The sequence below is a fragment of the Azospirillum sp. TSH20 genome, from assembly GCF_003115935.1.
GTDB lineage: Bacteria > Pseudomonadota > Alphaproteobacteria > Azospirillales > Azospirillaceae > Azospirillum.
Genome location: NZ_LGQU01000110.1, coordinates 97,034 through 122,897, shown reverse-complemented (window position 1 = coordinate 122,897; position 25,864 = coordinate 97,034). Strand labels below are relative to the sequence as shown.

21 protein-coding genes and 1 rRNA gene are annotated in these 25,864 nt (G+C 67.1%); 7 read left to right on the top strand and 15 right to left on the bottom strand.

What is annotated here, in order from left to right; all coding sequences use genetic code 11:
* From rrf to TSH20_RS27180, 4 genes are all read left to right on the top strand, one after another.
* Window positions 1-85 (top strand): 5S ribosomal RNA (rrf, locus tag TSH20_RS27195); the annotation flags it as partial.
* A 355-nt stretch (window positions 86-440) separates the two neighbouring features.
* Window positions 441-2,378 carry a 2-succinyl-5-enolpyruvyl-6-hydroxy-3-cyclohexene-1-carboxylic-acid synthase gene (gene menD, locus TSH20_RS27190; RefSeq protein ID WP_109156801.1) on the top strand — a complete coding sequence of 646 codons (1,938 nt, stop codon included), beginning with the start codon at window positions 441-443 and terminating at the stop codon, window positions 2,376-2,378.
* Window positions 2,379-2,396: 18 nt separating this feature from the next.
* Window positions 2,397-3,641, top strand: a complete 1,245-nt coding sequence (locus TSH20_RS27185) for an MFS transporter (protein ID WP_109156802.1) — start codon at window positions 2,397-2,399, stop codon at window positions 3,639-3,641.
* A 55-nt stretch (window positions 3,642-3,696) separates the two neighbouring features.
* Window positions 3,697-4,191 carry a cupin domain-containing protein gene (locus TSH20_RS27180; protein WP_109156803.1) on the top strand — a complete coding sequence of 165 codons (495 nt, stop codon included), beginning with the start codon at window positions 3,697-3,699 and terminating at the stop codon, window positions 4,189-4,191.
* A gap of 144 nt (window positions 4,192-4,335) precedes the next feature.
* Here the strand turns inward: TSH20_RS27180 and TSH20_RS27175 are convergent, their stop codons facing one another.
* From TSH20_RS27175 to TSH20_RS27160, 4 genes are all read right to left on the bottom strand, one after another.
* The gene (locus TSH20_RS27175) at window positions 4,336-6,348 is read right to left on the bottom strand and encodes a methyl-accepting chemotaxis protein (protein ID WP_109156804.1); all 2,013 of its coding nucleotides are present in this window, start codon (window positions 6,346-6,348) and stop codon (window positions 4,336-4,338) included.
* 129 nt (window positions 6,349-6,477) lie between these two features.
* The gene (locus TSH20_RS27170) at window positions 6,478-7,452 is read right to left on the bottom strand and encodes a TRAP transporter substrate-binding protein (protein WP_109156805.1); all 975 of its coding nucleotides are present in this window, start codon (window positions 7,450-7,452) and stop codon (window positions 6,478-6,480) included.
* A gap of 496 nt (window positions 7,453-7,948) precedes the next feature.
* Window positions 7,949-10,441: a DUF2309 domain-containing protein gene (locus TSH20_RS27165; protein ID WP_247871489.1), complete on the bottom strand. Its 2,493-nt coding sequence runs from the start codon at window positions 10,439-10,441 to the stop codon at window positions 7,949-7,951.
* Window positions 10,442-10,490: 49 nt separating this feature from the next.
* Complete coding sequence (locus tag TSH20_RS27160; RefSeq protein WP_109156807.1) at window positions 10,491-12,062, bottom strand: proton-conducting transporter membrane subunit; 1,572 nt, start codon at window positions 12,060-12,062, stop codon at window positions 10,491-10,493.
* A 107-nt stretch (window positions 12,063-12,169) separates the two neighbouring features.
* Here TSH20_RS27160 and TSH20_RS27155 point away from each other — a divergent pair, with 107 nt between their 5' ends.
* On the top strand, window positions 12,170-13,075 hold the full coding sequence (locus TSH20_RS27155; RefSeq protein ID WP_109156808.1) for a LysR family transcriptional regulator: 906 nt from the start codon (window positions 12,170-12,172) through the stop codon (window positions 13,073-13,075).
* 164 nt (window positions 13,076-13,239) lie between these two features.
* Here the strand turns inward: TSH20_RS27155 and TSH20_RS27150 are convergent, their stop codons facing one another.
* The 10 genes from TSH20_RS27150 to TSH20_RS27105 form a co-directional block, all read right to left on the bottom strand.
* Window positions 13,240-14,928 (bottom strand): AMP-binding protein, encoded by a 1,689-nt coding sequence (locus tag TSH20_RS27150; RefSeq protein ID WP_247871490.1) that lies wholly within the window; start codon window positions 14,926-14,928, stop codon window positions 13,240-13,242.
* A gap of 122 nt (window positions 14,929-15,050) precedes the next feature.
* Window positions 15,051-15,659 (bottom strand): gamma carbonic anhydrase family protein, encoded by a 609-nt coding sequence (locus tag TSH20_RS27145; protein ID WP_109156810.1) that lies wholly within the window; start codon window positions 15,657-15,659, stop codon window positions 15,051-15,053.
* Between the two features lie 42 nt (window positions 15,660-15,701).
* The gene (locus TSH20_RS27140; protein ID WP_109156811.1) at window positions 15,702-16,928 is read right to left on the bottom strand and encodes a CaiB/BaiF CoA-transferase family protein; all 1,227 of its coding nucleotides are present in this window, start codon (window positions 16,926-16,928) and stop codon (window positions 15,702-15,704) included.
* Window positions 16,921-17,865 carry a hydroxymethylglutaryl-CoA lyase gene (locus tag TSH20_RS27135; protein ID WP_109156812.1) on the bottom strand — a complete coding sequence of 315 codons (945 nt, stop codon included), beginning with the start codon at window positions 17,863-17,865 and terminating at the stop codon, window positions 16,921-16,923. Before TSH20_RS27135 ends, TSH20_RS27140 begins: the two co-directional genes overlap by 8 nt.
* A gap of 99 nt (window positions 17,866-17,964) precedes the next feature.
* Entirely contained in the window at window positions 17,965-19,248 is a 1,284-nt protein-coding gene (locus TSH20_RS27130; RefSeq protein ID WP_109156813.1) for a TRAP transporter large permease subunit, read from the bottom strand.
* Window positions 19,248-19,823 carry a TRAP transporter small permease gene (locus TSH20_RS27125; protein WP_109156814.1) on the bottom strand — a complete coding sequence of 192 codons (576 nt, stop codon included), beginning with the start codon at window positions 19,821-19,823 and terminating at the stop codon, window positions 19,248-19,250. Before TSH20_RS27125 ends, TSH20_RS27130 begins: the two co-directional genes overlap by 1 nt.
* 14 nt (window positions 19,824-19,837) lie before the next feature.
* Window positions 19,838-20,863 (bottom strand): TRAP transporter substrate-binding protein DctP, encoded by a 1,026-nt coding sequence (dctP, locus tag TSH20_RS27120; protein ID WP_109156815.1) that lies wholly within the window; start codon window positions 20,861-20,863, stop codon window positions 19,838-19,840.
* A gap of 173 nt (window positions 20,864-21,036) precedes the next feature.
* The gene (locus tag TSH20_RS27115; protein ID WP_109156816.1) at window positions 21,037-21,981 is read right to left on the bottom strand and encodes a LysR substrate-binding domain-containing protein; all 945 of its coding nucleotides are present in this window, start codon (window positions 21,979-21,981) and stop codon (window positions 21,037-21,039) included.
* 77 nt (window positions 21,982-22,058) lie between these two features.
* The gene (locus tag TSH20_RS27110) at window positions 22,059-22,268 is read right to left on the bottom strand and encodes a hypothetical protein (protein ID WP_146205408.1); all 210 of its coding nucleotides are present in this window, start codon (window positions 22,266-22,268) and stop codon (window positions 22,059-22,061) included.
* Window positions 22,269-22,405: 137 nt separating this feature from the next.
* Entirely contained in the window at window positions 22,406-23,254 is an 849-nt protein-coding gene (locus TSH20_RS27105) for a LysR family transcriptional regulator (RefSeq protein WP_158282071.1), read from the bottom strand.
* 319 nt (window positions 23,255-23,573) lie between these two features.
* Between TSH20_RS27105 and TSH20_RS27100 the strand changes: the two genes are divergently transcribed.
* Window positions 23,574-23,960 (top strand): cytochrome c family protein, encoded by a 387-nt coding sequence (locus tag TSH20_RS27100; protein WP_247871485.1) that lies wholly within the window; start codon window positions 23,574-23,576, stop codon window positions 23,958-23,960.
* A gap of 93 nt (window positions 23,961-24,053) precedes the next feature.
* Here TSH20_RS27100 and TSH20_RS27095 read toward each other — a convergent pair whose 3' ends face one another.
* Window positions 24,054-24,839, bottom strand: coding sequence for an alpha/beta hydrolase (locus TSH20_RS27095; protein ID WP_158282070.1), 786 nt, complete (start codon window positions 24,837-24,839; stop codon window positions 24,054-24,056).
* 102 nt (window positions 24,840-24,941) lie between these two features.
* Here TSH20_RS27095 and TSH20_RS27090 point away from each other — a divergent pair, with 102 nt between their 5' ends.
* Window positions 24,942-25,841: a LysR family transcriptional regulator gene (locus TSH20_RS27090; RefSeq protein ID WP_109156820.1), complete on the top strand. Its 900-nt coding sequence runs from the start codon at window positions 24,942-24,944 to the stop codon at window positions 25,839-25,841.
* Window positions 25,842-25,864: the final 23 nt, after the last annotated feature.

The window sequence follows — 25,864 nt, the reverse complement described above, 5'->3', positions numbered from 1 at the left end:
GATCCCATCCCGAACTCGGCCGTGAAAAGCCTCCGCGCCAATGGTACTGCGTCTTAAGACGTGGGAGAGTAGGTCGCCGCCAGGTCACCAAGCCTCAAGAGACGCTCAATCACGAAGCATAAGCTTGCATCTTCACACCACTTCGAAACGCCCCGGTTCACACGAGCCGGGGCGTTTCGGCTTTTTCCGGCTTGATCCGGGGTTCCCGGCATTGGCCGTCGCATCACTGCATCCTCTTCGTTCCAGCGCCATCGAGAGGATCGTCCTGATTGCACGTGCCGGTGATAACACCCGGCAATTATCTGCAAACCAAAACAATGTTGTTGAAAATTGTCATATTATACGAATCTCTCATTGAAATTGCACTGGCGATCGATATTCGCTTATCATGTGGTGCATAATTCTTATGACGTTCTCCTGCGTTTATGATGGGGGCTTAGGTGAGCAAAGAAGTAGAACTGGCTGATCATATTGCCACCAATGCCCCGTTGGGGGTGACGCAAGGGAGCACGTCGGCACCGTCGGCTGCCGCTCCGGTGGAAGTCGACAACACGACCTTCCGCGGAATCGTATCCGGCGATGCCGAGCTGAACTTCACTTGGTCCGCTTTCCTGATCGATTCCCTGGTGGAGGTCGGCTGCACGCATGCGGTGATGTGTCCCGGCGCGCAGATGGCGCCGCTGGCGCTCGCCTGCCGCGCCAATCCCAAGCTGAAGGTGTCGGTCGTCATCGACGAGCGGTCGGCTGGCTTCTTCGCGCTTGGCCTGTCGAGCGTGACACAGAAGCCGACCATCCTGATCTGCACGTCGGGCTCCGCGGTGGGACAGTTCTATCCCGCCGTGATGGAGGCGAATTACGGAATGATTCCGCTGATCGTCATCACCGCCGACCGTGCCCCGGAGAACCAGGATCGGAGTTCCGCACAGGCGATCGACCAGATCCGCGCCTTCGGCCAGCATGTGCGGGCGTCCCACAACATCCAGCTTCCCGATGCCAGCATCGATTCGCTCTCTCCGCTGGTTTCCCGCATCTATGAGCAGGCGACGGGCGCCACCCCTGGCCCGGTGCATGTGAATCAGGCGTTCCGCGACCCGCTGGTGGCAAAGCTCCGCAACAAACGCCCCGTTCCCACGCCGCCGGTGGTCTCCAACCCCGTCCTGACGGTCAATGCGGACCACGCCCGGCGGTTGGCCGAGTCCCTGGCCGGACGCCGCGGCGTGATCGTCTGCGGCGCCAGCGAGATCGATGAGCCGGGTTTTCCCGCCGCCATCTACGAGCTGTCGCGCCAGCTCGGCGCTCCGATCATCGCCGATCCTTTCAGCAACCTGCGTTTCGGTGCGCCAAGCGACGTTCCGGTGATCGCGCGCGCCGATTCTTTCCTGAGGGCGACGCGATTCACCGAAACCCACAAGCCGGATTGGGTGATCAATTTCGGCGGACCGCCGATTTCGAAGCCGGTGCTGACCTATCTGCAGACCACCAACTGCACCGAGTATATCGGCGTCGATCCGACCAACAAATGGCAGGACCCGATCCTGCGCATGACCGAGATCGTGCGCGCCAGCCCCGAATCGCTGTGCAAGGCGCTGGTGGCGTCGGGCGCTCTGCGTGCCGCTCCGGCGTCCTGGGCGCAATCCTTCGCCGCCTGCGACGCCTACATCGACGGCCTGTCGCGCAGCGCCTTCGACACGATTTTCTGGGAGGCGCCCATCCTGCGGCGGATGGTTCAGGCGACGCCCGAAGGAGCCGTGTTCTTCTGCGGCAATTCCATGGCCGTGCGCGACGCCGACAGCTTCTCCGGCCGGACCGATGCCCGGCTGCGTCTGTTCGCCAACCGCGGCGTGAACGGCATCGACGGCTCCATCGGCACGCTGATCGGCGTCGCGGCGGCGCAGCGCCCGAAGAAGACCCTGTCGGTCATCGGCGACATGGCCTTTTCGCACGATGTCGGCAGCCTGCAGCTTGCCGGCGACCTGGACGTCGTGCTGGTCGTTCTGAACAACGGCGGCGGCGCCATCTTCGAATATCTGCCGACCGCAAAGACGCCGGAAGTCATGGACTTCATCTCGCCGCCAACGCTGAACATCGGGCTCGCGGCGCAGGCCTCCGGGTGGCGGACATGGCGGGCCGGCGATCTCGCGCAGTTCAACGGTGCGCTGGAGGAGGCGATGGCGGCCCGCGGCCCCTGCCTGATCGAGGCGGTCATCGACCGCAAGGAGAGCGTGCGCCAGCACAAGCTGTTCTGGGGCGCCGCCGACGGCATCAACGCCATCATCCGGCTGCGCGGACCGGAGGGCATGACCATCACCTTCGGCGTTCCGCAGATCACCGATTCCGACAAGTCCGCGGTCGAGTTCGATCCGAACATCACCGACTGACGGCGCGGCATCGACCCCATGGACGGCCATCGAACCGAGACGGCGCGCGAGGCGGAGGACGACAAGCCCAGGACGGCGTCCTCCTCCCCGCTGCCAATCCTGCCGCGGGAGCGGGCGGCGATCTTCCTTCTGGGCTTCGCGGCGTTCCTGCCGCTCTATGCCCCCCAGTCGGTCCTGCCGCAGTTGGCCCGCAGTTTCCAGGCCAGCCCGGCGGAAACCGGGGCGGTGATCGGGGCGACGACGCTGGCCGTCGCGCTGTCGGCGCCGCTGGCCGGGCCGTTGACCGACCGGCTCGGGCGCAAGCGCTCGATGCTGGCGGCCATCGCCATCCTGGTCCCGCTGACGCTTCTGCTGACGCTTTGCGGCAGCCTGAGTGAGCTGTTGGCCGTCCGTTTCAGCCAGGGTATCGTGCTGCCGGCCCTGTTCACCGGTGCCGTCGCCTATATCGGCACCCGCTGGGAAGGCACCCGCGGCGCGTCGGTGACCGGCATGTTCGTCACCGGATCGGCCATCGGCGGCTTCGCCGGGCGGTTCGTCTCCGGACTGGTCGCCGACATCGCCGGCTGGCAGAGCGGGTTCGCCGCCCTGGCCGCGGTTTCGGCACTCTGCGCGGTCTTCGTCGCGCTCTGGCTGACGCCGGACCGCGGCCGCGGGACCGGGTCGATCCTGGGCAATTTCCGCGGCATGCGGGAGCATCTTCGGGATGGCCGGATTCGCGCGGTGAGCCTGTGCGGCGGCACCGTCCTGTTTTCGATGACCGGATGCCTGTCCTATCTGGGATTCCATCTGGCGGAGCCGCCTTTCGAACTGACGGCGGCCGGAATCGGCCTCGTCTTCCTGGTCTATCCGCTCAGTGCGACCGCCCCGCTGGTCAACAGCCGGCTGTTGCGTCTGCTGGGAACCGGCAACGCCTATCGTGTCGCCTTCGGCGTCTGTGCAGTCGGGCAGTTGCTGCTCCTGCTGCCCGATCTGACGGCGGTGGTCGCCGGAACCGGAATCTTCCTGGGCGGCGTGTTCCTGTGCCAGTCGCTGGCGCTCGGCTATGTCGGCCGGGTGGCGACGACGAACAAAGGGGCCGCTGCCGGGCTCTATGTTTGCTGCTTCTATCTTGGCGGCAGCCTTGGCGCCATCGTGCCCGGCCTTTTGTGGAAAACCGCCGGGTGGCCCGGATGCGTGGCCCTGGTTCTTGCCGCACTCGCAACTGGTGCGCTCATTTCCCTGGCGATGCGCGAGCAGAATCGCCGCGCCGCGGAGCCGGTCTGACGTTCCAAACCGGGAGCGCCCTTTCACCCTTCCCCCCACGGATGAGAAGATCGCCATGATCCAATTCGCGAAACATCGGCGGAGCATCGCCGAAGCCGTCACGCGCCGCCGCCTGCTTGCGGGCGTCACCCTGCTCGCTGCGGGTCTGCTGGCGGGATCGCCGGCCCTGGCCGACAACTCAGCCAATGGGGCGGCCAAGCCGCCGGCGGCGCGGTCCACGGTCCTGCTGCAGACCTCGACTCATGCCAACGGGGTCCCGATCGTCTACCCGACCGGCAAGCCGCTGGTCACGGTGCGGGTCACGGAGATACCGCCGGGCGTCGACACCGGCGTCCACAACCACCCGATCCCGTTGATCACCTACATCCTGGCCGGCGAGCTGACCATCCGGGAGGTGACCGGCGCCGCCTATGTCTACAAGAAGGGTGATGCCTTCGTGGAGTCGGCGGAATTCCACCATGGCGTCAACGAGGGAAAGGAGCCGGTCCGCCTGCTCGCCGTCTATCCCGGTGAGGTCGGGGCACCACTGTCGATCAAGCCGCCTCATTGACGCCTTCGGCCGTCCGCGGTCCCCGACCTGCCGGGATCGCGGTCGGCTGCGGCAAAAGAGAAGGCGCCGGAGTGGGATGTCCCAGCTCCGGCGCCTTGTTGTTCGGGGGGAGCCGGTCGAATAACCGGCAGGCGGTGGGGCGGATCAGGCGACCCGGATGCGGTCGGTGAAGGAGTTGACCTCCTCCTTCAGCAGCGAGGTCTGGTGACTCAGCGTGCCCGAGCTTTCCAGCAGCATCTCGGCGGAACTGCCGGCGTCGGTCGCCTTGTGCAGCACATGGGTGATGGAGCTGGCGACCTCCGTGGTGCCCAGCGCCGCCTGACGGAGATTGTCGCTGATTTCCGTCGTCGCCTGGAACTGCTGCTGCACCGCCCCCGAGATGCTCATGGCGATGCTGTCCATGCGGTCGATGGTTTCGCCGATCCGCTTGATCGCGTTTACCGCGCTGAAGCTGGTCGACTGGATGGCGTTGATCTGGACGCTGATCTCGCCGGTCGCGACGGTGGTCTGGTTGGCGAGCGCCTTCACCTCGTTGGCGACCACGGCGAAGCCCTTGCCGAACTCGCCGGCGCGGGCGGCCTCGATCGTCGCGTTCAACGCCAGCAGGTTGGTCTGCTTCGCGATGTTCTCGATCATGTGGACGACGTCGCCGATGCGGCCGGCCGCTTCGGCCAGCGCCGAGACGACTTCGTTGGTCTTGCGCGCCTCGTTGACGGCGTCGCGGGCGATCTCGGTGGACTGGGAGGCCTGACCGCTGATGGCGGCGACGGAATGGGACAGCTCCTCCACCGCTTCCGACACCATCTTGACGTTGATGCTCGCCTCTTCGGTGGCGGAAGCACCCTGGGTGGCCAGTTCGACCGTCTGTTCCGCAACGCTGGCGAACAGGCGGGCGTTGGTCTCCACCACCTCGGCCTCGCGGATGACGTGCTGGACCACGTCCATGACCGTGCTTTCGAAGTTTTCGGCCAGACTGTTCATGGCCTCGCGCTTCTCCGCCTCGTTGCGCAGCCGCTGCTCCTCCTGGGCGTTGCGCAGCCGCTCCATGTGGATGGCGTTTTCCTTGAAGACCTGGACCGCGCGGGCCATGTCGCCCACCTCGTCCCGGTTTTCGAGGGCCGGGATTTCGATCGAGGTGTCGCCCTTGGCCAGAACGCTCATGGCCGTCGTCATGCGGCGGATCGGGCCAACGATCGATCTGGCGATCAGCAGCGCGAAGACGATGCCGGCGAGCACCGCGATGACGGGCGTGATGACGGCCTGGCGCCAGCTGGCGTCGAGCGCGTCGGCGGCCCGCGCCTGTGTCTGCGTCTGCGTGTCGGAAAAGGCGGTGACGATGCTGCGGACGATCTGCTGCAGTTCGGACAGGATGTCGCGGATCCGGGCCTGCGATCCGATCAGCGTCTGGCTGCCGCCGATCGCGTCCTCCAACCCCTTGGTGAAGGTGACGAGCTGCGGCTCCATGGACGCGAGGAAGCGCAGCAGGCGCTTGTTGGTGATGACGGTCTTGGCTTCCTGGATCGATTCGCGCAGGCGCGTCAGCTCGCCCTTGGTGGCGTCGGCATCGTTCGGATCGAAGGTGGTGAAATAGCGGGCGGCGGCCATGCGGGTGGCCTGCAGCGCCTGTTGCAGGCGCAGCGTGGCTTGAAGCCCCGGCGCCTCGCCGATGTTCTGCGTGCCTTCCACCAGGGCCACGGCGGTGGTGTTCAACTGGGCGCCGACCAGGAAGGACTGGCCCACCCCGTCGCGGCGGCGGGTGACGGCGGCGACGGTCTCGTCGAAGGCGGCGCGGTAGCTGGCTGCGGCCTTCTGCAGGGCGCCGATGCTCGCGCGGTCGACCGTCAGGTCCGTGCCGGTGTCGGTTTCGGCGATCGCCTTCACGAAGACATCCACCTCCTTGCGCGCACTGAGGAGGTCGGTCTCGGATTGCGAGGCGATGTAGTTCAGGACCGCGCGGTCCATGTGCTCGCTGATCTCGACCAGGCGAGCCGTGCTCATGGCGTCGTGACCGACGGCGATGACCCCCTCCAGCTCGCCGCGGATGGTGTCGACGTTGTTCACAAACTGAACGCCCAGGAACACGATCAGGGCGATCGAGGCCATGAAGCCTGCGTAGATTTTCTGCGAGATCTTCATGTGCGAGGCCAAACGAAACATGCGGACACCCGTTGTGAAAAACGTCGCTTGGACGGCGGCGCGGGATCGCGTCAGGAGGGCGGGGAGGGACCGAGGGGCGGAATGTCCGGACCCGCCGGTCTCCCCGCTGGTGTCGACGAACTTGAACGGTTACTTGGCGTTCTTGATCGCCATGATCTTTTCCATCGTGAACTGCTTGGCCGCTTCCTGATAGAACGGCTCAAGGGCCTTTTCGAAGGCCGCACGATCGAAGTCGGTGGTGATGGTGATCGGCGACGCCTTGAGGACCTTCATCCCCTCGCGGTCGCGATTGCGCACATATTCACGCGACGCCTTGCCGCCGGCGCGGGCCGCTTCGACGAAGGCGGTCTTCATCTCGGGCGACAGGTCGTCGAAGAATTCCTTGTTGATCAGGATGACGGCCGGCGAATAGGTGTGGTTGCTGATCGTGATGTTGTTCTGCACCTCGTACAGCTTCGAGCCGACGATCGTCGTGACCGGGTTTTCCTGGCCTTCGGCCTGACCGCTCTTCAAAGCGGGATAGAGCTGTGCGAAGGGCATGCTGAAGGGTTCGGCCCCCAGCGTCAGGAAGGCCTTCTTGAAGAGATCGCTTTCGGCGATGCGCATCTTCAGGCCCTTCATATCGGCCGGGGCCTTGATCGGGCGGACCGAATTGGTGAGCTGGCGGAAGCCATTCTCGGCCCAGGCCAGCGCCACCGTGTTGGTGTCCTTGAAGGAGTCGAGCAGGGACTTGCCGATGGGGCCGTCCAGGACCAGATCGGCGTGCGCCTCGTCACGGAACAGCAGCATCAGGTCGAGGATGCCGACATTCGGATTGAACTGCGCCAGCGCGCCGCCCGACGACGACAGCACCATGTCGATGGTGCCGAGCTTCACGGCCTCCAGCATGGCCGGGCCGGAGCCCAGTTCGCTGGCCGGATGTTCCTCGATCACATACTTGTTGTTCGTACGGCGCTGGATTTCCTCGTTCATCACCCGAATGGCTTCGCTGAACTGCGAACCCTTCGGCAGCACATGGCCGATCCGAAGCTTTTCCTGCGCCTGCGCGCCGGCCGTTGCCATCAGCAGGGCCGCGCCGATCACCAAACCCCAAAATGCTCTCATAACGAACCTCCGTGCGTGAACCGCTGAACCTGCACTAGAACTGCAGCGTCTATACCGTTTGGCGGTTGTAAAAGTAGAAAGCTGATGCTTTCAGGTCAAACCTATTTTAGCAATCCATCGTATTGAAACCCTTTACGCGAGAGCGATGAATAATTCATTACCGCAGGATCGGCCCTGCATTCTGGAGTATGCGTCCAAAAGTCGCATAAATACTCCGATATGCGCGGTATATCGGAGTATTTGAAAGCTCGCCTGTCTTCAAAGATGCTGCATGCGTCCGCGGCGGTGGAGGAGGTTCCGAACGGAACGGGGGATGTGAAACCCAAAAGGGGGGCGTCCGGCCCACAATTCCACTGTGGGCTCCGCATCCATGCTGACCCTGCGGGGCCGGCCGGAGGCAATGCGGCATGTCGGCCGCCCCATGGCAGCGGACGGCCTCAGCCCCTTCGCGACGCAGCGCAAGCACGCGGTCGGATAGCCACGGGGATGTGCCGGCTCAGCCGGCCGCCCGCAACAACTGCTTGTGGTGCTCCGGCCGGGGCTCCTCCTGCATCGGGGAGGCGTCGAGGTCGGTCCATTGCAGGGAGCGGAGATAGCGGCTCGCCATGCGGCCCTGTTCGTCCAGGCGGAACAGGTGGAGCCAGCCGTTGTCGAACAGCGCGCGCAGGTCGGGATGGCGGGACAGCACCCCGTCAATCGCCTCCTGCGGCGCCTCCACCACCACCGAAAGCCGCAGCGGCTCGTGCATGTAACGCTCGCCGTCATGGACCGACTGCCAGGGCAGGCCGACGCGCAGGAGCCCGCCGTTGCCCTCAACCACGCCGATGCCGCCGGTGACGTTGTGCAGCAGCTTGTTGCCGGCGCCGAACATGGTCGGTGCGACGGTGGAGCCGTAATATTGCAGGCTGATCCAGCTCGCCACCACCACCGGCGCGGTCAGGATCAGTTCCAGCACCCGGAAGCCGTCGTCCTGCCGCCAGTCGTAGCTGTGCAGGAAGCTGCGGCCCCGCAGGTCGCGGCCGGCCGTGCGACCGCGCGGTGCGGCGATGAAGGCGCTGCAGCCGGCAAGGCCCCATTCCGGCCGGACCTCCGCCCAGTCGCGGCTGCGCCCGGCGACGTCGTCGGCACCATTGGCCCGCGGCAGGCGCAGTGCCCGCTCGCCCCTGGCGATGGCCCCGGCGGCGGCCAGCCAGCCGCGCACCCGCTGCAGGTCGGCGGCGTGTGGTGCCGAGGGATGGTCGGTGTCGTAGAGCGTCACTGCGTCGGTGGTGGTGTCATGCAGCGCGCCGACGAACAGCGTGTCGTCCGGGATGACGATGCCCTGGCCGCCCAACACGGTCCGCACCTCCGGATCGTTGAGCAGGCCGGCGAGCAGGCGGGCGTTCGCCTCTCCTGAATAGCCGCCGCAGGCGCCGCATTGCAGGGCGCTGGCGTGCGGGTTGTTGACGGTGGTGGCGCCATGGCCGGCGAACAGGACGATCCGGGCGAAGCCGTCGGTCAGCGACATCGCCCGCAGGATGGTCGCCGCCATGCCGGCGCGCTGGTCCACCGGCAGCGCGGGGTCGAGGCGCGGCACCGGGTCGTGGGGCGCCTTGGCGTCGCCGAACGAAAAGGAGTCGCGCAGCAGCTTGCCGGCATAGACCGGCCCCATCGCTTCGACGAAGGCGAAGGACGAGACGGCGGCGAGCTTGAACCGGCCCCAGGCCCGCTTCGCCCTTGCGGTCAGCCGGGCCTTGGCATCGTCGAACAGGTGCTCGTGTCCATGGTTATGCCCGTGTTCGTGGTTATGGCGGCAGTCGGTGGTCCGCGAAGTGGCGGCGGGGGTCAGCAGCACCGGGCAGCGCGCCTCGTCCACGTCCGACGCATGGCGCCGGTGCGACAGGGCGAGGCCGAAGAAGCCGGCGAAGCCGATGGTCTCGATGCCTGGGCCGGTCGATTCCAGGGCGCGCCGGAACAGCTCCGACCGCACGTCGATGCAGAAGGCGGCCTGGAGGGTGGGGCGGCCGGGGGAGGGATCGGCCGCCCGCTCTTGCGCGAATGTCCCGGCCAGCGTCCGCTGGGCGGCGCGGTCGGCGGCGTCCTGCAGGATGGCGTCGACAATCTGGTCCGCCGTGGGCGCCACCGGCTCGGCATGGGCGGCGCAGACGGCGCGCCAGCGCTCGGCGATCTGCTGTTCGTAGCGGTCGTGGAGCGCCTGTTCCCAGACCAGCCGGATCGCCAGGAAATCGGTCAGCGTCGTGTCATGGCCGCCGGCGAGTTCGGCCTGCCACAGCCGGTGGCGGGCGAACTGCGCCCAGCCGCCGAGGCTGGCGAGAAGCTGGTGGAAGTAGGTCTCGCAGGCGGCGATGGGAATGCCGAGCCGGGCGACGGCGGCGGCAAGCGCCTGTCCGGCGGTTTCCGGACCTTCGGCAACCTGCGTTGCGAAGCCGGTGAGGCCGAGGATCTCCGGCGTCAGGTCGTGGGTGGCGACGGCGCGCCAGGCTGCATAGGCGGACTTGCCCCGCGGTGCCGCCCACAGCGCTTGGCCCACGTCGAAATAGCCGGCGGCCCAGCCGCCGAACCGCTCGCCGATCAGACCCGGCCAGTCGGTGCCGGAGGCTTCGGCCGCAAGCTCGGCGACGGTCGGCAGCGCCTTCGGCGGCGGGGCGGCGGTTGCGGCGGCGGCCTTGAGGGCGGCCGGCGAGGCCGGGCGCTGGGCGTGCGGGGAGGCCGACAGCGCACCGGCGAGGTCGTCGTCGGTGATGGCGCCGGACGCGATCCGCTCCAGATACCAGGAGCGCGGCATGGTCACGGCGATGCCGGCGACCCGGCCGAGCCGGGCGGCTGTCTGGGCGAGGCTCTCGCCGCTCTGTCCCAGGAAGGGGTTGACGGCGACGCTGGAGGCGAGTGGCCAGACCGGCGGGATCGCGCGCACGGCGGCGTTGGCGACGGCGGAAAGGGCGGGGCTGCGGGCCGCGGCGGCGTCGATGGGCTGGGCGGCCGGCTGCATGGTCGACTGGGCGGATGACTGGGCGGTCATGAGGATCGTCCTTCCGGGATCAGGAAATCTTGCGCACGGACCAGCCGCCGAGCAGCCGATCGAAGACGGCGTTGGCGTAGAGGCCGTTGGACAGGTGGACCCGCAGCCCGGCGGCGGCCGGATGATAGGCCCACAGCGGGAACATCGACTGGGCGACGGCGACAAGGCCGAAGCTGACCACCACCAGAACCATCAGCGCCCATTCCAGCGGGCCGGGGGCCGGCGTGTGCGGCAGCGGGCCGGTCAGCGCCCATTCGGCGACGCTCTGCAGCGCGAAATAGGCGGTGGAGGCGGCGACGGCGTAGAGCGCGGTGCGCCGGGTCAGGAAGGCCGGGGCGGTACCGGCCAGCCCCTGCGCCAGCAGATAGGCGACGCCGAAGATCAGGATGGCGCCCAGCGCCACCGCCTGCGGCGGCTTGGCGGCAAAGCCGAACAGCGCGCCGAACAGGACGTAGAAGGCGGCGTAGATCGCCAGCGCGGCGAGGAAGGCGCGGCCGACGGCGGCACCGTTGGGGACCGCCACGGGACCGGGACGCCGGATCGCCGCCACCCCCTCCACCGCCCCGCCGGCGGCCAGGAAGGCGTGCGCCTTGTAAAACGAGTGCGCCACGATGTGCAGCAGGGCGAGCGGGAACAGCGCGAGCCCGCATTGCAGGACCATGAAACCCATCTGCGCCACGGTGGACCAGGCGAGCGAGGTCTTGACCGACGGCTGGGTCAGCATCACCAGACCGCCGAACAGGGCGGTGAAGCCGCCGACGATCACCAGCACCGACAGCACGCCGGGCGCCAGCAGCATCAGGTCGGCGAAGCGGATCAGCAGGAAGCCACCGCCGTTGATGACGCCGGCATGCAGCAGGGCCGACACCGGCGTCGGCGTCTCCATCACCTCGGTCACCCAGCCATGGGTGGGAAACTGCGCCGATTTCAGCAGGGCGGCCAGTGCGATCAGGCCGGCGGCCCAGACCGTCACCGCCCCACCCTGGCCGGCGCGGGCCATCTCGGCGATGGTGGCGATGTCGGAGGTACCGTAGCCGGCGGCGAGCAGGACCGCAGCGCCGATCAGGGCGGCGTCGCCGACCCGCGCGGTGATCGCCTTCTTGCGCGCCGCCCGCCGGGCGGTGGGCCGGTTCGGGTAGAACAGCAGGAGCCGGTGCAGGAACAGGCTGGTGGCGATCCAGGCCAGGACGAAATGGGTGAGGTTGCCGGCCTGCACCAGCAGCAGGACCGAGGCCAGTGTGGCGCACAGCCAGCCGGTGAAGGCGCCCTGCCGGTCCTCGCCATCCAGATAGGTGGCGGTGTAGCGGACGACGATCCAGCCGACGAAGGAGACCAGGAGCAGCATCGTCGCACTCACCGCGTCGAGCCGCACCGACAGGCCGACGCCCCCGGCGCCGAGCAGCGGGCTGGTGCCCGGACCGGCAACGGCGAGCAGGACGGCCGACAGCAGGGCGACGATGAAGGCTGCCAGCGCCGCGGCCTCCGCCAGTCGCGGGACGGAGCCTGGACGTCGGCCAGGATTGCGGAACCCGGCTATTGCGGCCAGCAGGAGGGCTATGGGGCTGAGGAGCGGCAGGAGGTGAATGGACAAAGCGGTCTCTCCGGAACAGCGTGAGGAGCCTGTCCCTCCGATTTAGCAGCGCCACCGCTTCGAAAAAAATTCATTGTTCTCGGGATATCGTTCGGTAAAATCGAACGATGCGCGAGCTGAACTACCACCACCTCTTCTATTTCCAGGCCGTCGCCCATGACGGCAACCTGACGCGCACCGCGGCGCGGCTGAACCTGACCCAGTCGGCGCTGTCGGTGCAGATCCGCAAGTTGGAGGAGCGGCTGGGCCATGCGCTGTTCGAGCGCGAGGGCCGGCAGCTCCGCCTGACCGAGGCCGGGCGGATCGCGCTCGACCACGCCGATTCGATCTTCGCGCTCGGCGAGGAGCTGGTGGGGACGCTGAAGGAAAGCGGCCGGGCCCGGCGGGCCCTGCGGGTGGGCGCGCAGGCGACGCTGTCGCGCAATTTCCAGATCGGTTTCCTGCGCCCGATCCTGGGGCAGGAGGATGTCGACGTCATCCTGCGCTCGGGCAGTCAGGCCGAGCTGCTGGAGGCGCTGGAGGCGCTGAACCTGGACGTGGTGCTGATGAACCGGGCGCCGGCCGGCGACGCGGCATCGCCCTTCGTCGCCCACCGGCTGGCGGAACAGCCGGTCAATCTGGTGGGAACGCCGCACCGGGTTGCCGGCGGCGGCACCATCGCGGAGCTGCTGACCGGGCACCCGGTGATCCTGCCGACCTCCGACAGCAACGTGCGGATCGCTTTCGACGCGCTGGCCGACCGCATCGGCATCCGTCCGCAGATCGCCGCCGAGGTGGACGACATGGCGATGATGCGCCTGCTCGCCCGCGAGGATGTCGGGCTGGCCGTGCTGCCGCCCATCGTGGTGAAGGACGAGTTGGCGTCCGGCCGGCTGCACGCCGCCGACGTGCTGCCGGGCATCACCGAGACCTTCTATGCGGTGACGGTGCGGCGGCGCTTTCCCAATGCGCTGCTGCGCGCGCTGCTCAGCGCCGTGGAAGCAATCCCCTCTCCCCCCCGGGGAGAGGGTTAGGGTGAGGGGGGTGCGCGGCGAAGATTTTCAAGCGTTGCGTACTCTCCGCTCCCTACCAAATCCATCCTATGCATCCCCCTCACCCCGACCCTCTCCCCGGGGGGGAGAGGGAGATTTTCCCAGGCGGTGAAGATCTGTACAAGCAGCAGCTCGGAGCACCGCCGTTACGCGGTGCGGTCCTGGGAGAGGTTCAGCTCCTCGATCATGGTCTGGCGCATGACGAATTTCTGGATCTTGCCGGTCACCGTCATCGGGAAGTCTTCGACGAAGCGGATGTATTTCGGGATCTTGTAGTGGGCGATGGCGCCCTGGCAGAAGGCGATCACCTGCTGTTCGGTCAGCGCCACCCCCGGCTTCGGCCGGATCCAGGCGCAGAGCTGTTCGCCGTACTGCTGGTCGGGCACGCCGAACACCTGCACGTCGGCGATGTCGGGGTGGGTGTAGAGGAATTCCTCCACCTCGCGCGGATAGATGTTCTCGCCGCCGCGGATCACCATGTCCTTCAGCCGGCCCACAATGTTGCAGTAGCCCTCCGCGTCGATGGTGGCGAGATCGCCGGTGTGCATCCAGCCGGCCTCGTCGATCGCCCGCGCCGTCTGCTCCGCGTCGCCCCAATAGCCGCGCATCACCGAATAGCCGCGGGTCAGCAGCTCGCCCGGCGTTCCCGGCGGGACGATGCGGCCCTCGGCATCGACGATCTTCACCTCCAGATGCGGCTGGATGCGCCCGACGGTGGAGACGCGCCGTTCCAGCGGATCGTCGGTGGAGCTTTGGAAGCTGACCGGGCTGGTCTCGGTCATGCCGTAGGCGATGGTGATCTCGCGCTGGTTCATCTCGGAGACCACGCGCTTCATCACCTCGATCGGGCAGGGCGAGCCGGCCATGATGCCGGTGCGCAGGCTCGACAGGTCGTATTTGGCGAAGTCGGGGTGGTCGAGCAGGGCGATGAACATGGTCGGCACGCCATGCAGGCCGGTGCAGCGTTCCTCCTGCACCGCGGTCAGCACGGCGACGGGGTCGAAGCCTTCGCCCGGGATCACCATGCAGGCGCGGTGGGTGACGCAGGCTAGGTTGCCCAGAACCATGCCGAAGCAATGATAGAAGGGCACCGGGATGCACAGCTTGTCCTGTTCGGTCAGGCGCATCGCCTCGCCGACGGAGAAGCCGTTGTTCAGGATGTTGTGGTGGGTCAGCGTGGCGCCCTTCGGGCTGCCGGTGGTGCCGCTGGTGAACTGGATGTTCACGGGATCGTCGAACTGCAGGATGCCGGTCAGCCGCCCCAGCTCCGCCACGTCGGCCGGACGGGCCAGCGCCGGCAGATCGTCGAAGTTCAGCATGCCCGGCGTCTTCTCCGTCCCCATCCGGATCAGGTGGCGCAGGGTCGGCAGACGTTGCAGCGACAGCGGCCGGTCGGATGTGGCCTGCTCCAGTTCCGGCGCCAGCTTGGCCATCATGCCGAGATAGTCGCTGGACTTGAAGGACGGCGCCAGGATCAGGGCGGCGCAGCCGACCTTGTTGATGGCGTATTCCAGCTCGTGCAGGCGGTAGGCCGGGTTGATGTTGACCAGGATCAGGCCGGCCTTTGCGGTGGCGAACTGGGTCACCACCCATTCGGCGTTGTTCTGCGACCAGATGCCGATGCGCTCGCCCGGCTTCAGCCCCAGCCCGACCAGCCCCGCCGCCACCTGATCGACCCGGCGTTTGAACTCCGCATAGGTCCAACGGACATTCTGGTGGCGGACGATGAGAGCCGGCCGGTCGGGGGACAGCGACGCCATGCGGTCGAGATGGGCGCCGATGGTCTCGCCCAACAGCGGGGTGCGGCTCGCCCCGTGAACATAGCTCTGGGTCAGCGGCTGGGTGTCGGTATGCAAGGTTGCGCTCCTCCGGAATTCGTTCTTGAGCGCAGCAGTTGGGGTGCTGCGCATTCCGGTACTGAACCCATACCGACCCGTATTGTCGATACCCTTCTCGGTTAAATCTCCGCGCCGAGATCGAGTTGCCCGCGGCTCGATGCTGCACGTGCAAGGCTGGCGTAATGGCGGACGTCGAAGGCGATGAACTCCACCTCCGCGTCGGTGACGTCGCGCAGGTGCTTCGCCGGGCTGCCGGCCCAGAGCTGGCGGGCGGGGACGCGCTTGCGCGGGGTCAGCACCGCACCGGCGGCCAGCATGGCACCGCTTTCCACCACCGCCCCGTCCAGTACGATGGAGCCGATGCCGATCAGGCAGCCGTCCTCCAGCGTGCAGCCATGCATCCGCACGCCATGGCCGATCACCACGTCGGCGCCGATGATGGTGGGATAGTCGTTCAGCATGACGTGGATGATGGTGCCGTCCTGGATGTTGGTGCGCGGCCCCACCGTGATGCTGTGGTCGTCGCCGCGCAGGACGCAGCCGTACCAGACGCTGGCCTCCGCCCCGATTGTGACGTCGCCGACCACCACCGCGCCGGGGGCGATGTAAGCGTCGGCGGCGATGCGCGGCCACACGCCGCGGACGGGCTGGATGATGGCGCCGGGGTGGCGGGCGAGCAGGGACTCTCCCGTTTCGAACTTCGCTTCGGTTGCGCTCTCGGTGGTCATTCGTTTTTGTCCTTGTTGGGTCCTGCCGCGCTTTTGCGCCGGTCAGGAGGCGAGCCGTTCCGTCTCCTTCTCGGTCTTCGGAACGGCGACCACCCCGGCGGTGAGCAGCCGGTCGATCTCGTCCGGAGTGTAGCCCAGTTCGCCCAGCAGCGTCGCGCTCTGCGCACCCACCGGCGGCAGTGCCATGCGCGGTTCCAGCCGGCGGCCGTCCAGCGTCAGCGGCAGCAGCGGCACGCGGGTCTCACCGCCGGTTTCGGTGGTGATGGCGGCGAGGCCGCCGCTCTGGTTCAGGTGGGGGTCGTCGAACAGCTCCTCCGGCCGGTTGATCGGGGCGTAGGGCAGGCCGTTGCGCTCGAACAGGCAGGATATTTCGGCCTTGCTGTAGGCGGTCAGCCGGCGGCGGATTTCCGGCAGCATCCAGTCGCGGGCTTCGCAGCGTTTGGTGTTGCCGTCCAGCCTGGGGTCGGCCAGCAGGTCATCGAAACCGAAGGCGGCGCAGAAGGTCCGCCACTGCACGTCGCTGACCACGCCGAGGAAGATCTGCTCGCCGTCCTTCACCTCGAAGGTGTCGTAGACGCTGAAGGCGGCGATGCGCTCCGGGAAGGGGGGCGGCGCCTCGCCGGTCACGGCGAACTGCTGCATGTGCTGGGCCGACAGCAGGACGCAGGTCTCGTACAGGCCGGACTGGATGTCCTGGCCGCGGCCGGTGGCCTCGCGGGTGCGCAGCGCCGCCATGATGCCGATCACCCCGAACATGCCGCCCATGATGTCGTTGACCGAACTGCCGGCGCGCAGCGGCCGGCCGGTCGGACCGGTCATGTAGGCGAGGCCGGCCATCATCTGCACCACCTCGTCCAGCGCCGTGCGCTTTTCATAGGGGCCGGGCAGGAAGCCCTTCAGCGACAGGTTGATGATGCGCGGGTTGCGCGCGGCAAGGCTGGCATAGTCGAGGCCATATTTCGCCATCAGGCCGGGGCGGAAATTCTCCAGCACCACGTCGGCGGTCTCGACCAGCCTGTGGACGGCGGCCAACCCGTCGGGGCTGTTCAGGTCGACGGCCAGCGACTGCTTGTTGCGGTTGAAGGTGCGGAAGAAGCCGGCTGCCGCCCCCGGCAAGGCGCGCGTCTTGTCGCCGGTCACCGGCTCCACCTTGATGACGTCGGCGCCGAGGTCGCCCAGGATCATGCCGCAGGTCGGCCCCATCACCATGTGGGAGAATTCGACGACGCGGATGCCGGCCAAGGGCAGGACGGGATTGCTGTCAGGCATGGACGGGGCTCCGGTGGAAATGCTTCGGCAGGCCGGTGGCGGCGATCTTGCCATGCAGCGTCTGGCCGGGAAGAAGGGTGGCGAGCAGGCGCTGCGCTTCGATCAGGGCATCCAGGTCGACGCCGGTGTCGAAGCCCATCGACTCCAGCATGAAGGCCAGATCCTCGGTCGCGACGTTGCCGCTGGCGCCGGGGGCGTGCGGGCAGCCGCCCAGCCCGCCGAGCGAAGCGTCGAACTCGCGGATGCCGATGTCCAGAACGGCAAGGCAGTTGGCGAGGCCGAGACCGCGGGTGTCGTGGAAATGGGCGCTCTGCAGCCGGTCGCCGGCGATGTCCTTCACCCGCTTGTAGAGGCGGCGGACCTGCGCCGGATTTGCGTAACCAACGGTATCGGCCAGCGCCACGCGGTCGGCCCCGGCCTCCAGGCAGGCTTCGGCGAGGCGGACCACGTCATCCTCCGGCACCTCGCCCTGGATGGTGCAGCCGAAGGCGGTGGAGATGCCGGCGTCGATGCGGGTCCTGTGGTTGCCTTCCCGAATGCTCTCGTCACGGGCGCGGCAGACGCGGGCCAGTTCCTCCACCGACTCCTCGCGGGTCTTGCGGATGTTGGCGCGGCTGTGCGCCTCGCTGGCCGACAGCGGCAGGACGATGACGTCGGAGCCGGCGGCGAGTGCCGCCACGGCACCCTTCAGATTGGGGGCCAGCGTGTGGACGACGATGCCGGGCAGCTTGCGGGCGCCGGCCACCACCTCGGCCGCATCGGCCATCTGGGGCAGCAGCCTGGGCGGGACGAAGGAGGCGGCCTCGAAGCGGCGGACGCCGGCGCGGTGTTCGGCCTCCAGCCAGCGCAGCTTGTCGGCGGTCGGCATGACGCGGTCGAGGATCTGGAGCCCGTCGCGCAGGCCGACCTCGACAATGGTCACCGGGGATTTCGTCATGGCAAGAATCCTCCGTTCGGATGCGCCGGGGAAGGGGCGCATCCGGTGGAAACGGGAAGAGGAAAGGTCTAAGGGGCGGTCAGATGCCGAAGCCGGCGATCACGTTCCGAAGCCGGCGGCTTGCGGCAGCCAGAGCGACAGGGACGGGACCAGCCAGATGATGAAGAGGCCGGCCATCATCAGCAGGACATAGGGCAGGGCGCCGCGCGTCACCTCGGCCAGGGAGGAGCTGGTGATGCCCTTGATGACGAACAGGTTCATGCCGACCGGCGGGGTGATCAGCGCCAGTTCCAGGTTGACCATCAGCATCACGCCGTACCAGATCGGGTTGATGCCCAGCGCCGTCATCACCGGCAGGATGATCGGCGTGGTGATCAGGATGATGGCGATGGTTTCCAGGAACATGCCGAGGATGAAGATCGCCAGCATCACCGCCAGGATGAAGCCGCTCTGCGACAGGCCCAGTGCCGCCACCGTCTCCATGATCTGGGCCGGCAGGCGGATGATGGTGATGGCGTGGCCGAACATGCCGGCGGCGGCGATGATCATGAACAGCATGACGCTGGTCCGCATCGTCTGCACGCCGCAATCCAGCAGGTCGGCGACCGAGACGTTGCGATAGACCAGCAGAGCCACCGCCAGCGCATAGACCGCGCCGACCGCCGCCGCCTCGCCCGGCGTGAAGACGCCGAGATAGATGCCGCCCAGGATCAGCGGCGGCATCATCACCGCCCAGATCGACTTGCGGAAGGCGGCGACGACGGTGCCGAAGCCGGGCCAGGGCTGCGCCTGCACACTGTCCTGCCGCTTGGCCTGCAGCCAGCTGTAGCCGGCGAATAGCACCGCCATCAGCAGACCGGGGATGATGCCGGCGAGGAACAGGGCGCCGATCGAGGCGTCGGTGACGATGGCGTAGAGGATCATCGGCCCCGACGGTGGGATCAGGATGCCCAGCGTGCCGCCGGCGGCGATCAGCCCGTAGGTGTCGCGCTGGCGGTAGCCGTAGCGCTTCATCTGCGGGATGGAGATCGAGCCGATGGTCAGCGCGGTCGCCACCGACGAACCGGAGATGGTCGAGAAGATGGTGCAGGACAGGATGGTGGCGAAGCTGAGCCCGCCCTTGATATGCCCGACCAGCGTGTTCGACATCTCATAGAGGTCGTCGACCACCTTGGCCTTGATCATGATGTGCGCCATGAAGGCGAACATCGGGATGGTGGCGAGCAGCGGGTTGTTCAGGCTGGAGAACACCGCGTCGGCCATGCTGTCGATGCTGCCTTCGAACAGGGCCAGCACGCCGAGCGAGGTGAGGGAGAGCGCGGCGAAGATCGGCATGCCGCTGAACAGCAGGAGCAGCAGCAGGCCCAGGATCAGGAACGTCATCAGTGGCCTCCGCTCTGTTCGTCGGTGCCGTCCCCCGCAAGCGCGGCGAGCAGCTTGGCGAAGGCGACGATGCCAAGCAGCGCGGCGCCGACGGGAAGCGTCGCCTGCGGGATCCACAGCGGCAGCTCCAGCTGGCCCGGCGAGAAGGCGTCGAAGTCGTAGGAGAACATCGCCGTTTCCCAGCCGGTGCGGGCCAGCAGCACGGCGAAGACCAGCACCGCCAGATTGGCCCAGGCGTCCAGCCAGCGCCGGCCGCGCGGACCGACGAGCCCCATGATCAGGTCGATGCGGATGTGGTGGCCGGTGCGCAGCGCCTCCGCCGCGCCGGCCATCACCATGGCGACGACCATGAAGCCGCAGGCCTCGTCGACACCTTCCAGCGGCTGGCCCAGGACATAGCGGGTGAAGACCCCCGCAGTGGTCAGGGCCAGCACGACGACGATCAGCAGGACGCTCAGCGCACCGCCGATACGCGACAGGACCGATGCGGTGCCGGTCAGCAGGCGGAGCGCGGTGTGGGACGCGCCCTTTTCGCGTGCAGGGGTGACGGCGTCGGGGGTGGACATGCTGCTCATGGCCGGTCCCCTCTTCACTGGAGCTTGTTGACGAGTTCCAGCAGCTTGCGGCCGTCGGCGCCGGTCTCGTCGGCGAAGCCCTCGGCGAAGGCGGGCGCCATGGCGGCCTTGAAGGCGGCATTTTCCTCAGGGGTCGCGATGTGGACCTTGACCCCCTTCGATTCCAGCTCCGCCGGGGCGTTGGCCGCGGCCTCCTGCGAGGCTTCGATCGCCCAGATGGCGGCATCCTCGCCGGCCTTCTTCAGCGCGGCCTTGTTCTTGTCGGACAGCTTGTTGTACCAGCCGGGATTGACGTAGCCGTGCAGATAGGCGGCCAGCACCGGCACCACCGTCATGTGGTCCTGCACTTCATAATATTTGCGCGACCAAGCGGCGGCGACGTCGGTGATGGCGGCGTCGATGACGCCGGTCGCTAACGCCTGATAAACCTCGCTGCCGGGAATCGCCACCGGGGTGGCGCCCATCGCCTTCAGACCGCGGTCGAAGGCCGGGCCGAGGCCGCGCATCTTCAGACCCTGGAAATCTTCCGGCTTAAGCAGCGGCTTGCCCTTGGAGGTGAAGACGCTGGTGTTGGTCTGGAACATCCAGACGATGTTCTTCACGCCTTTCTTCAGCAGGCGTTCCTCAAGGAAGGCCGCCGCTTCGGAGGTCGGCCACTTCTTCCACGCCTCGATGGAGGACATGGTGTAGGGGCCGACCGTGACGTTCATCAGCGGCAGGGTCTTGCCCCACTGGAAATTCAGCGAGAAGGCGCATTCGATGTCGCCCTTGGCGACGGCCAGGATGTTCTCGTTGGCCTTGATCAGGCTGTCGGAGCCGAACACCTGGACGTCGAGATCGCCGTCCGACAGCGTCTTCACCTCCGCCGCCCAGCGCTCGACGACCTTCGAGATGTGGTGGGCCGGCGGCAGCTGGTGGCTGCAGCGCATCCGCGTCGCGGCCTCGGCATCCGTCGGCACTGCCAGCAGAGCCGTGGCGGACGCGGTGGCGAGCAGCGCCAGCATGGTCTTGAAACGGGTGGACGTCTTGTTGGGCGTCATGTCCTGCACCTCCCTCCGGTGGTTCGTTGCGGCGGTTCAAGGGATTGAAACGCCGGGCCCATTCAACTGCGGGCCTTCGAATTGTTCGTCTGCAAAACAGAACAGCACGGGGGAGGGAAGGTCGTAAAATACAAAGAAAAGAAGCGAGCTATCTGGTTTCGAGATATCTCGCTTCAAAGAAGGGTGTCGCGCAGCCGGCCGGGCCAGCGGCCGGTTGCATGCGCCTCGCGCACCACGTCGATCATCAGGCGCCGGGCCTCGACCACGGCGCGGGAGGCGGTCTTCATGCGCGAGGACACCAGATAGAGCGTGCGGCCCATCGACGGGTTCACCACCGGCCGCGCCACCAGCTCGCCGCAGGCGATCTCGTCGCCGGCCAGCGCCGCCGACTGCACCGTCACGCCCAGCCCGGCGCTGACCGCGCGTTTCAGCGGCACGGCGGATTCGATTTCCAGATAGACCTTGGCGGCGATGGCGTTGCGCACCTCGGCATCGCTGGCCAGCGCCTGCAGCACGGCGGTGCGGCCGGGCATGATCAGCGGCAGGCGCAGCACCTCGGCCAGATCGATGGGGCCGCCGTCGCCGATCATGGCGCGGGTGCCGAGGCAGACCAACTCCTCGTCCAGCAGCGGCACGCCCTCCAGCCGGTCGTCGTTGGGCGGCACCAGGGTGAGGGCGAGGTCGGCCTGACCGGACAGCATCCATTGATGCATGATCTCGCTGTGCGCCTCGATCACGCGCAGCTTGACCTCGGTCAGGGTGGAGGCGACGCGGCGGATGAAGGGCAGGCCGATGGCCTCCATCGCCGTGTAGTTGAAGCCGACCATCACCGGCCCCACCACCGCCCGCGACAGCGACAGCACGTCCAGCTCCGCCTGTTCCAGCGCGTGCAGAACGCCGCGCGCATGGGCGAACAGCCGGTCGCCCGCCTCGGTCCGGCTGACGCCGCGCGGCTGACGCAGCAGGAGCTGGACACCCAGATCGCCTTCCAGCGTCGCCACATGCTGGCTGAGCGCCGATTGCGCGACGTTCAGGAACTCGCTGGCCTTGGAGAAGCTGCCGAGTTCGCAGACGGCGACGAAATAGCGGAGGCGGCGGAAGTCCAGCTTGATCGACATGCGGCTTTGTCCCACAGGCCCCGGTGCCGGACAAAGCGGAATATCGGCCGCAGACGGGCCGGCAGCCGGTGCTCAGGTCACATGCGCATCATGCGGAAGATGGCGATGAACATCACCACCACGCCCACTTCGGCCAGCGTCGCCAGCCAGGCCGGATGGAAGACGATCCCCAGCGGCATGATGAGCAGCAGGATGAGCGCCGGGAACACGATGTAGGGGGACTCGAGCCGGCTGGAATTCGCCTGCGCCCTGGTGTCTTCGTCTGCCGGCAGCGCAGGCTGTGCCATTTGCATGGTCATAGGATCGGAACCCTTGTTGATGGTTGGGTGCGCGGGCCGGCAAGAGCCCGGCGACGCCGATCCTAGGCAGCGGCATCCATCGGAAAAAGCGAAATTAACCGATGGTTCATATCGGGTTCTTCAATTCAACCACGGACCTCTGCGGGAGCGGCCAGAATGGTCTTCAGCCCGGTGAGTGCCGGGTCGATGATGGCCTCGTCGGCGTCGGTCGGGTAGGCGGCATAGATGGGAAGGCTCAATGGGCGGGCTTCCGGCAGGATTTCGCCCTTGCCGGCGTCGATCAGCGGCTGGACGAGCTGGCGGGGGAAATGGCCGGTGCCGCCGCATTGCTTGACATAATCGAGCCCCAGCGTCCCGACGCCGATCGACACCGGTGCCGACCGTACGTCTTCGGGCCGGTGCAGGCGCACATTGCGGCGGAAATCGTCGCCCCAGTCGATGTGGACGTAGGGCTCCTCCGAATAGTCGTCGACCGCCGGCATCCGGAAGAGAACCAGTTCCTCCTCGATCAGCAGGCGGATCGACAGGCCGGGCAGGGCGCGCGGCGAATAGAGGACGGCGACGTCCAGAGTCCCGTCCTGAAGCCCCTGCAACAGCCCGCTCGGCAGGCCGACGTCGCAGCGGAGCGCGATCTCGTTGGCGTTTCGCCGCATCCAGGGGATCCAGCGGTAGAGCAGGCGGTTCCACAAACCGGCCTCGCTGCCGATGCGCAGAAGCGCCTTGTGGCCGGCGGGCAGGGTGGCTTCCTGGCGCGCCTGTTCCCACAGGCGGAGGATGGCGACGGCATGGCGCTGGAAGCGCAGGCCGGCGGTGGTCAGCGTGGCGCCGGTCTTGTTGCGCACGAATAGCCGGCAGCCAAGCTGCTGTTCCAACTGCTGAATCCGCGTGCTGACCGTTGACTGCGTGACGTGAAGCCGGTCGGCCGCAGCCATGAAGCTGCCCGCCGCCGTGACCTCCAGAAATGTCCGCGCCATTTCCGTATCCATGACACCTCACCTGACTGCCGGCCTTCGCGTCCGGTCGCCCGCCGGTTCCTTGGGACCAGACCTAAAGCATCGACAGCTTGATCGCGACCTGACGGTGTGAGACGATTCGTCGCATCCGCTGGGTGCGGCCGCGACCGGCGGATCCCCTAATGGGAGGAAATGGTATCGGGAAAACCGATAATAGCCATCGGTTAAATTCGCTTTCTGGCTTTTCCGACCGCCAGTAGCCTCCGCTTCGCCAGCCGGAAGTTATCCGGCCGACCTCTCCGGACATCCGGAGGTAACGTTGAGAAATGGGAGTTCCGCTGTGTCCGTCATCCGCAATATTCTGTTGGCGTCCGTCCTTCTCATCTCCGGTGGTACCGTTGCCGCGCAGGCCGCGGACGGTGACGCCGCGGCGGGCAAGACGGGGTTCAACGTCTGCAAGGCCTGCCACACGATCGAGGCCGGCGGCCCCAACCGTGTCGGCCCCAACCTGCACGGCGTCGTCGGCCGCAAGGCGGGCACCCACGACGGCTTCAGCTATTCGGCGGCGATGAAGGATTCCGGCATCACCTGGGACGAGGCAAAGCTGAACGAATATCTGAAGGATCCCAAGGCGACCATCCCCGGCAACAAGATGGCCTTCGCCGGCATCAAGGATGACGCCAAGCGCGCTGACGTGATCGCCTACCTGAAGAGCGAGTCCAACTGAGGTCAGGTCGACCCGATTGACGGGAGGCACCGGATGCGGCCCATGGCGGGATCGCGTCCGGTGCCTTTTGCGTTTTTCGGATGATCGGGTGGATCAACCGGCGGCGATTGCCGACAGCAGGTTTGAACAGGCTTCGGCGATGTCGGCGGGGGCTTCCAGCGGCGACAGGTGGCCAACGCCGGGGAGGATGCGGAACTCTGCCGCGGGCAGGATTTCGCCGTAGATCTCCCGGAGGCTGTCGGCGCGCTTGACATGGTCGCAATCGCCCACCGCGATCAGTGTCGGGATGCCGATGCCCGCAACTCCGTCGAGGCGGGCGAGCATGCCGGCCGTCGTCCATTCCCGTTTGGCGCCCGCCGCCCCCCGCAGCGTATCCTCGACCACCTGCCGCCTGTCCTCCTCCGGAAGTTGACGGTGGCTGAGGATTTTCAGCGCCTCATTCACGCCCTCCGCGTTCTGATAGGAGGCGAGCATCGCCTCGCGCATCCCGGCCGGCACGGGCATTCCGGTCGGCGGAGAGGGGGCGATCAGGACCAGCCCCGCAAGCGCGCTGGCGCCCTTCGCGGCCACGATCTGGGCAACCTTGCCGCCCATGGAATGGCCCACGAGAATGCAGCGGGTCAGCCCCATCTTCGCGATGACCTCCGACACGTCGCCGGCCATCGCATCGAGGTCATAGCGCCCGTCCAGGGCGACGGACTGGCCCCAGCCGCGCAGATCCAGGCTGACGCAGCGTGCCCGGTCCTTCAATTGTGCGACGACATGGCGCCAAGTGCGGGCGGACCCGCCCCAGTAATGCAGAAACACCAGTGCCGTGTCTCCCTGCCCGTCGTCCAGAACGTGGATGACCGCCCCGGTCGTTTCGATGTTTTTGGACATTGCCAAGCTCCATGACATGCGTGTTGCGCTGGTTTTGATTTAGCCGCCGAACGGAGCCGTGATAATCAGGCGGGAAATGGATTCATTCCGAACCGGGAGTGGATGATGGCGCTGGATACCCTGACCGGCATGACCGTGTTCCGCCATGCCGTCGAAGAGGGCAGCCTGGCCGCCGCGGCGCGCCGGAATGGCATGTCGGCTGAAATGGCCGGACGGCATCTCAAGGCACTGGAAGAGCGGCTGGGAGTCCGGCTGGTCAACCGATCCACGCGCAAACTGAGTTTGACGGAGGCGGGTCAGGCCTATTTTCATCGCTGCGTGGCGATCCTCGATGAAATCGCCCTGGCCGAAGCCGATGCCGGAACCCGGCAGGCCGAACCGCGCGGTCTATTGCGGGTGGCGGCGCCGCTTGCCTTTTCCAATGCGGTGCTGGGGCCGGCGGTGGCCGATTACATGCGCCGTTTTCCGGGCGTCACCCTGACGCTGGATCTCAGTGAACGGGAGACCGATCTGCTCGGCGAAGGGTTCGACGTCGCCTTGCGTCTCGGAACGCTGCCGGACACCGCGATGATCGCCAAGCGCCTGGGCAGCTTTCCGCTGATCCTGGCCGGTGCGCCGGGCTATTTCAGGTCCCGCAAGTCACCGGAGCATCCGGAGGATCTGCGGGAGCACAGGATTCTCGCCTATATGCAGACCGCGACTCCGGAGCGATTTGTGCTGTCCGACGCCGCAGGACATCGGGTCCAGGTTGCGTTCGAAGCGCAGCTTCGGGCAACGGACGCCGGCTTCCTCGTCACGCTCGCGCTGCTGGGACAGGGATTGGTTCTGGCGCCGTCCTTCCTCGTCATGGAACACATCGCCGAAGGCCGGCTGGTTCACGTCCTTCCGGACTGGTCGGCACGGACGCTGCCGCTGCACGCGATCATTCCCCATCGCACTCTGATGCCGGCGACGGTCCGGAGTTTCATCGACGTCGTCGCCGAGTGGGTCGGGGCATCGTGACGGCATCGACGGAAGTTCCCGCT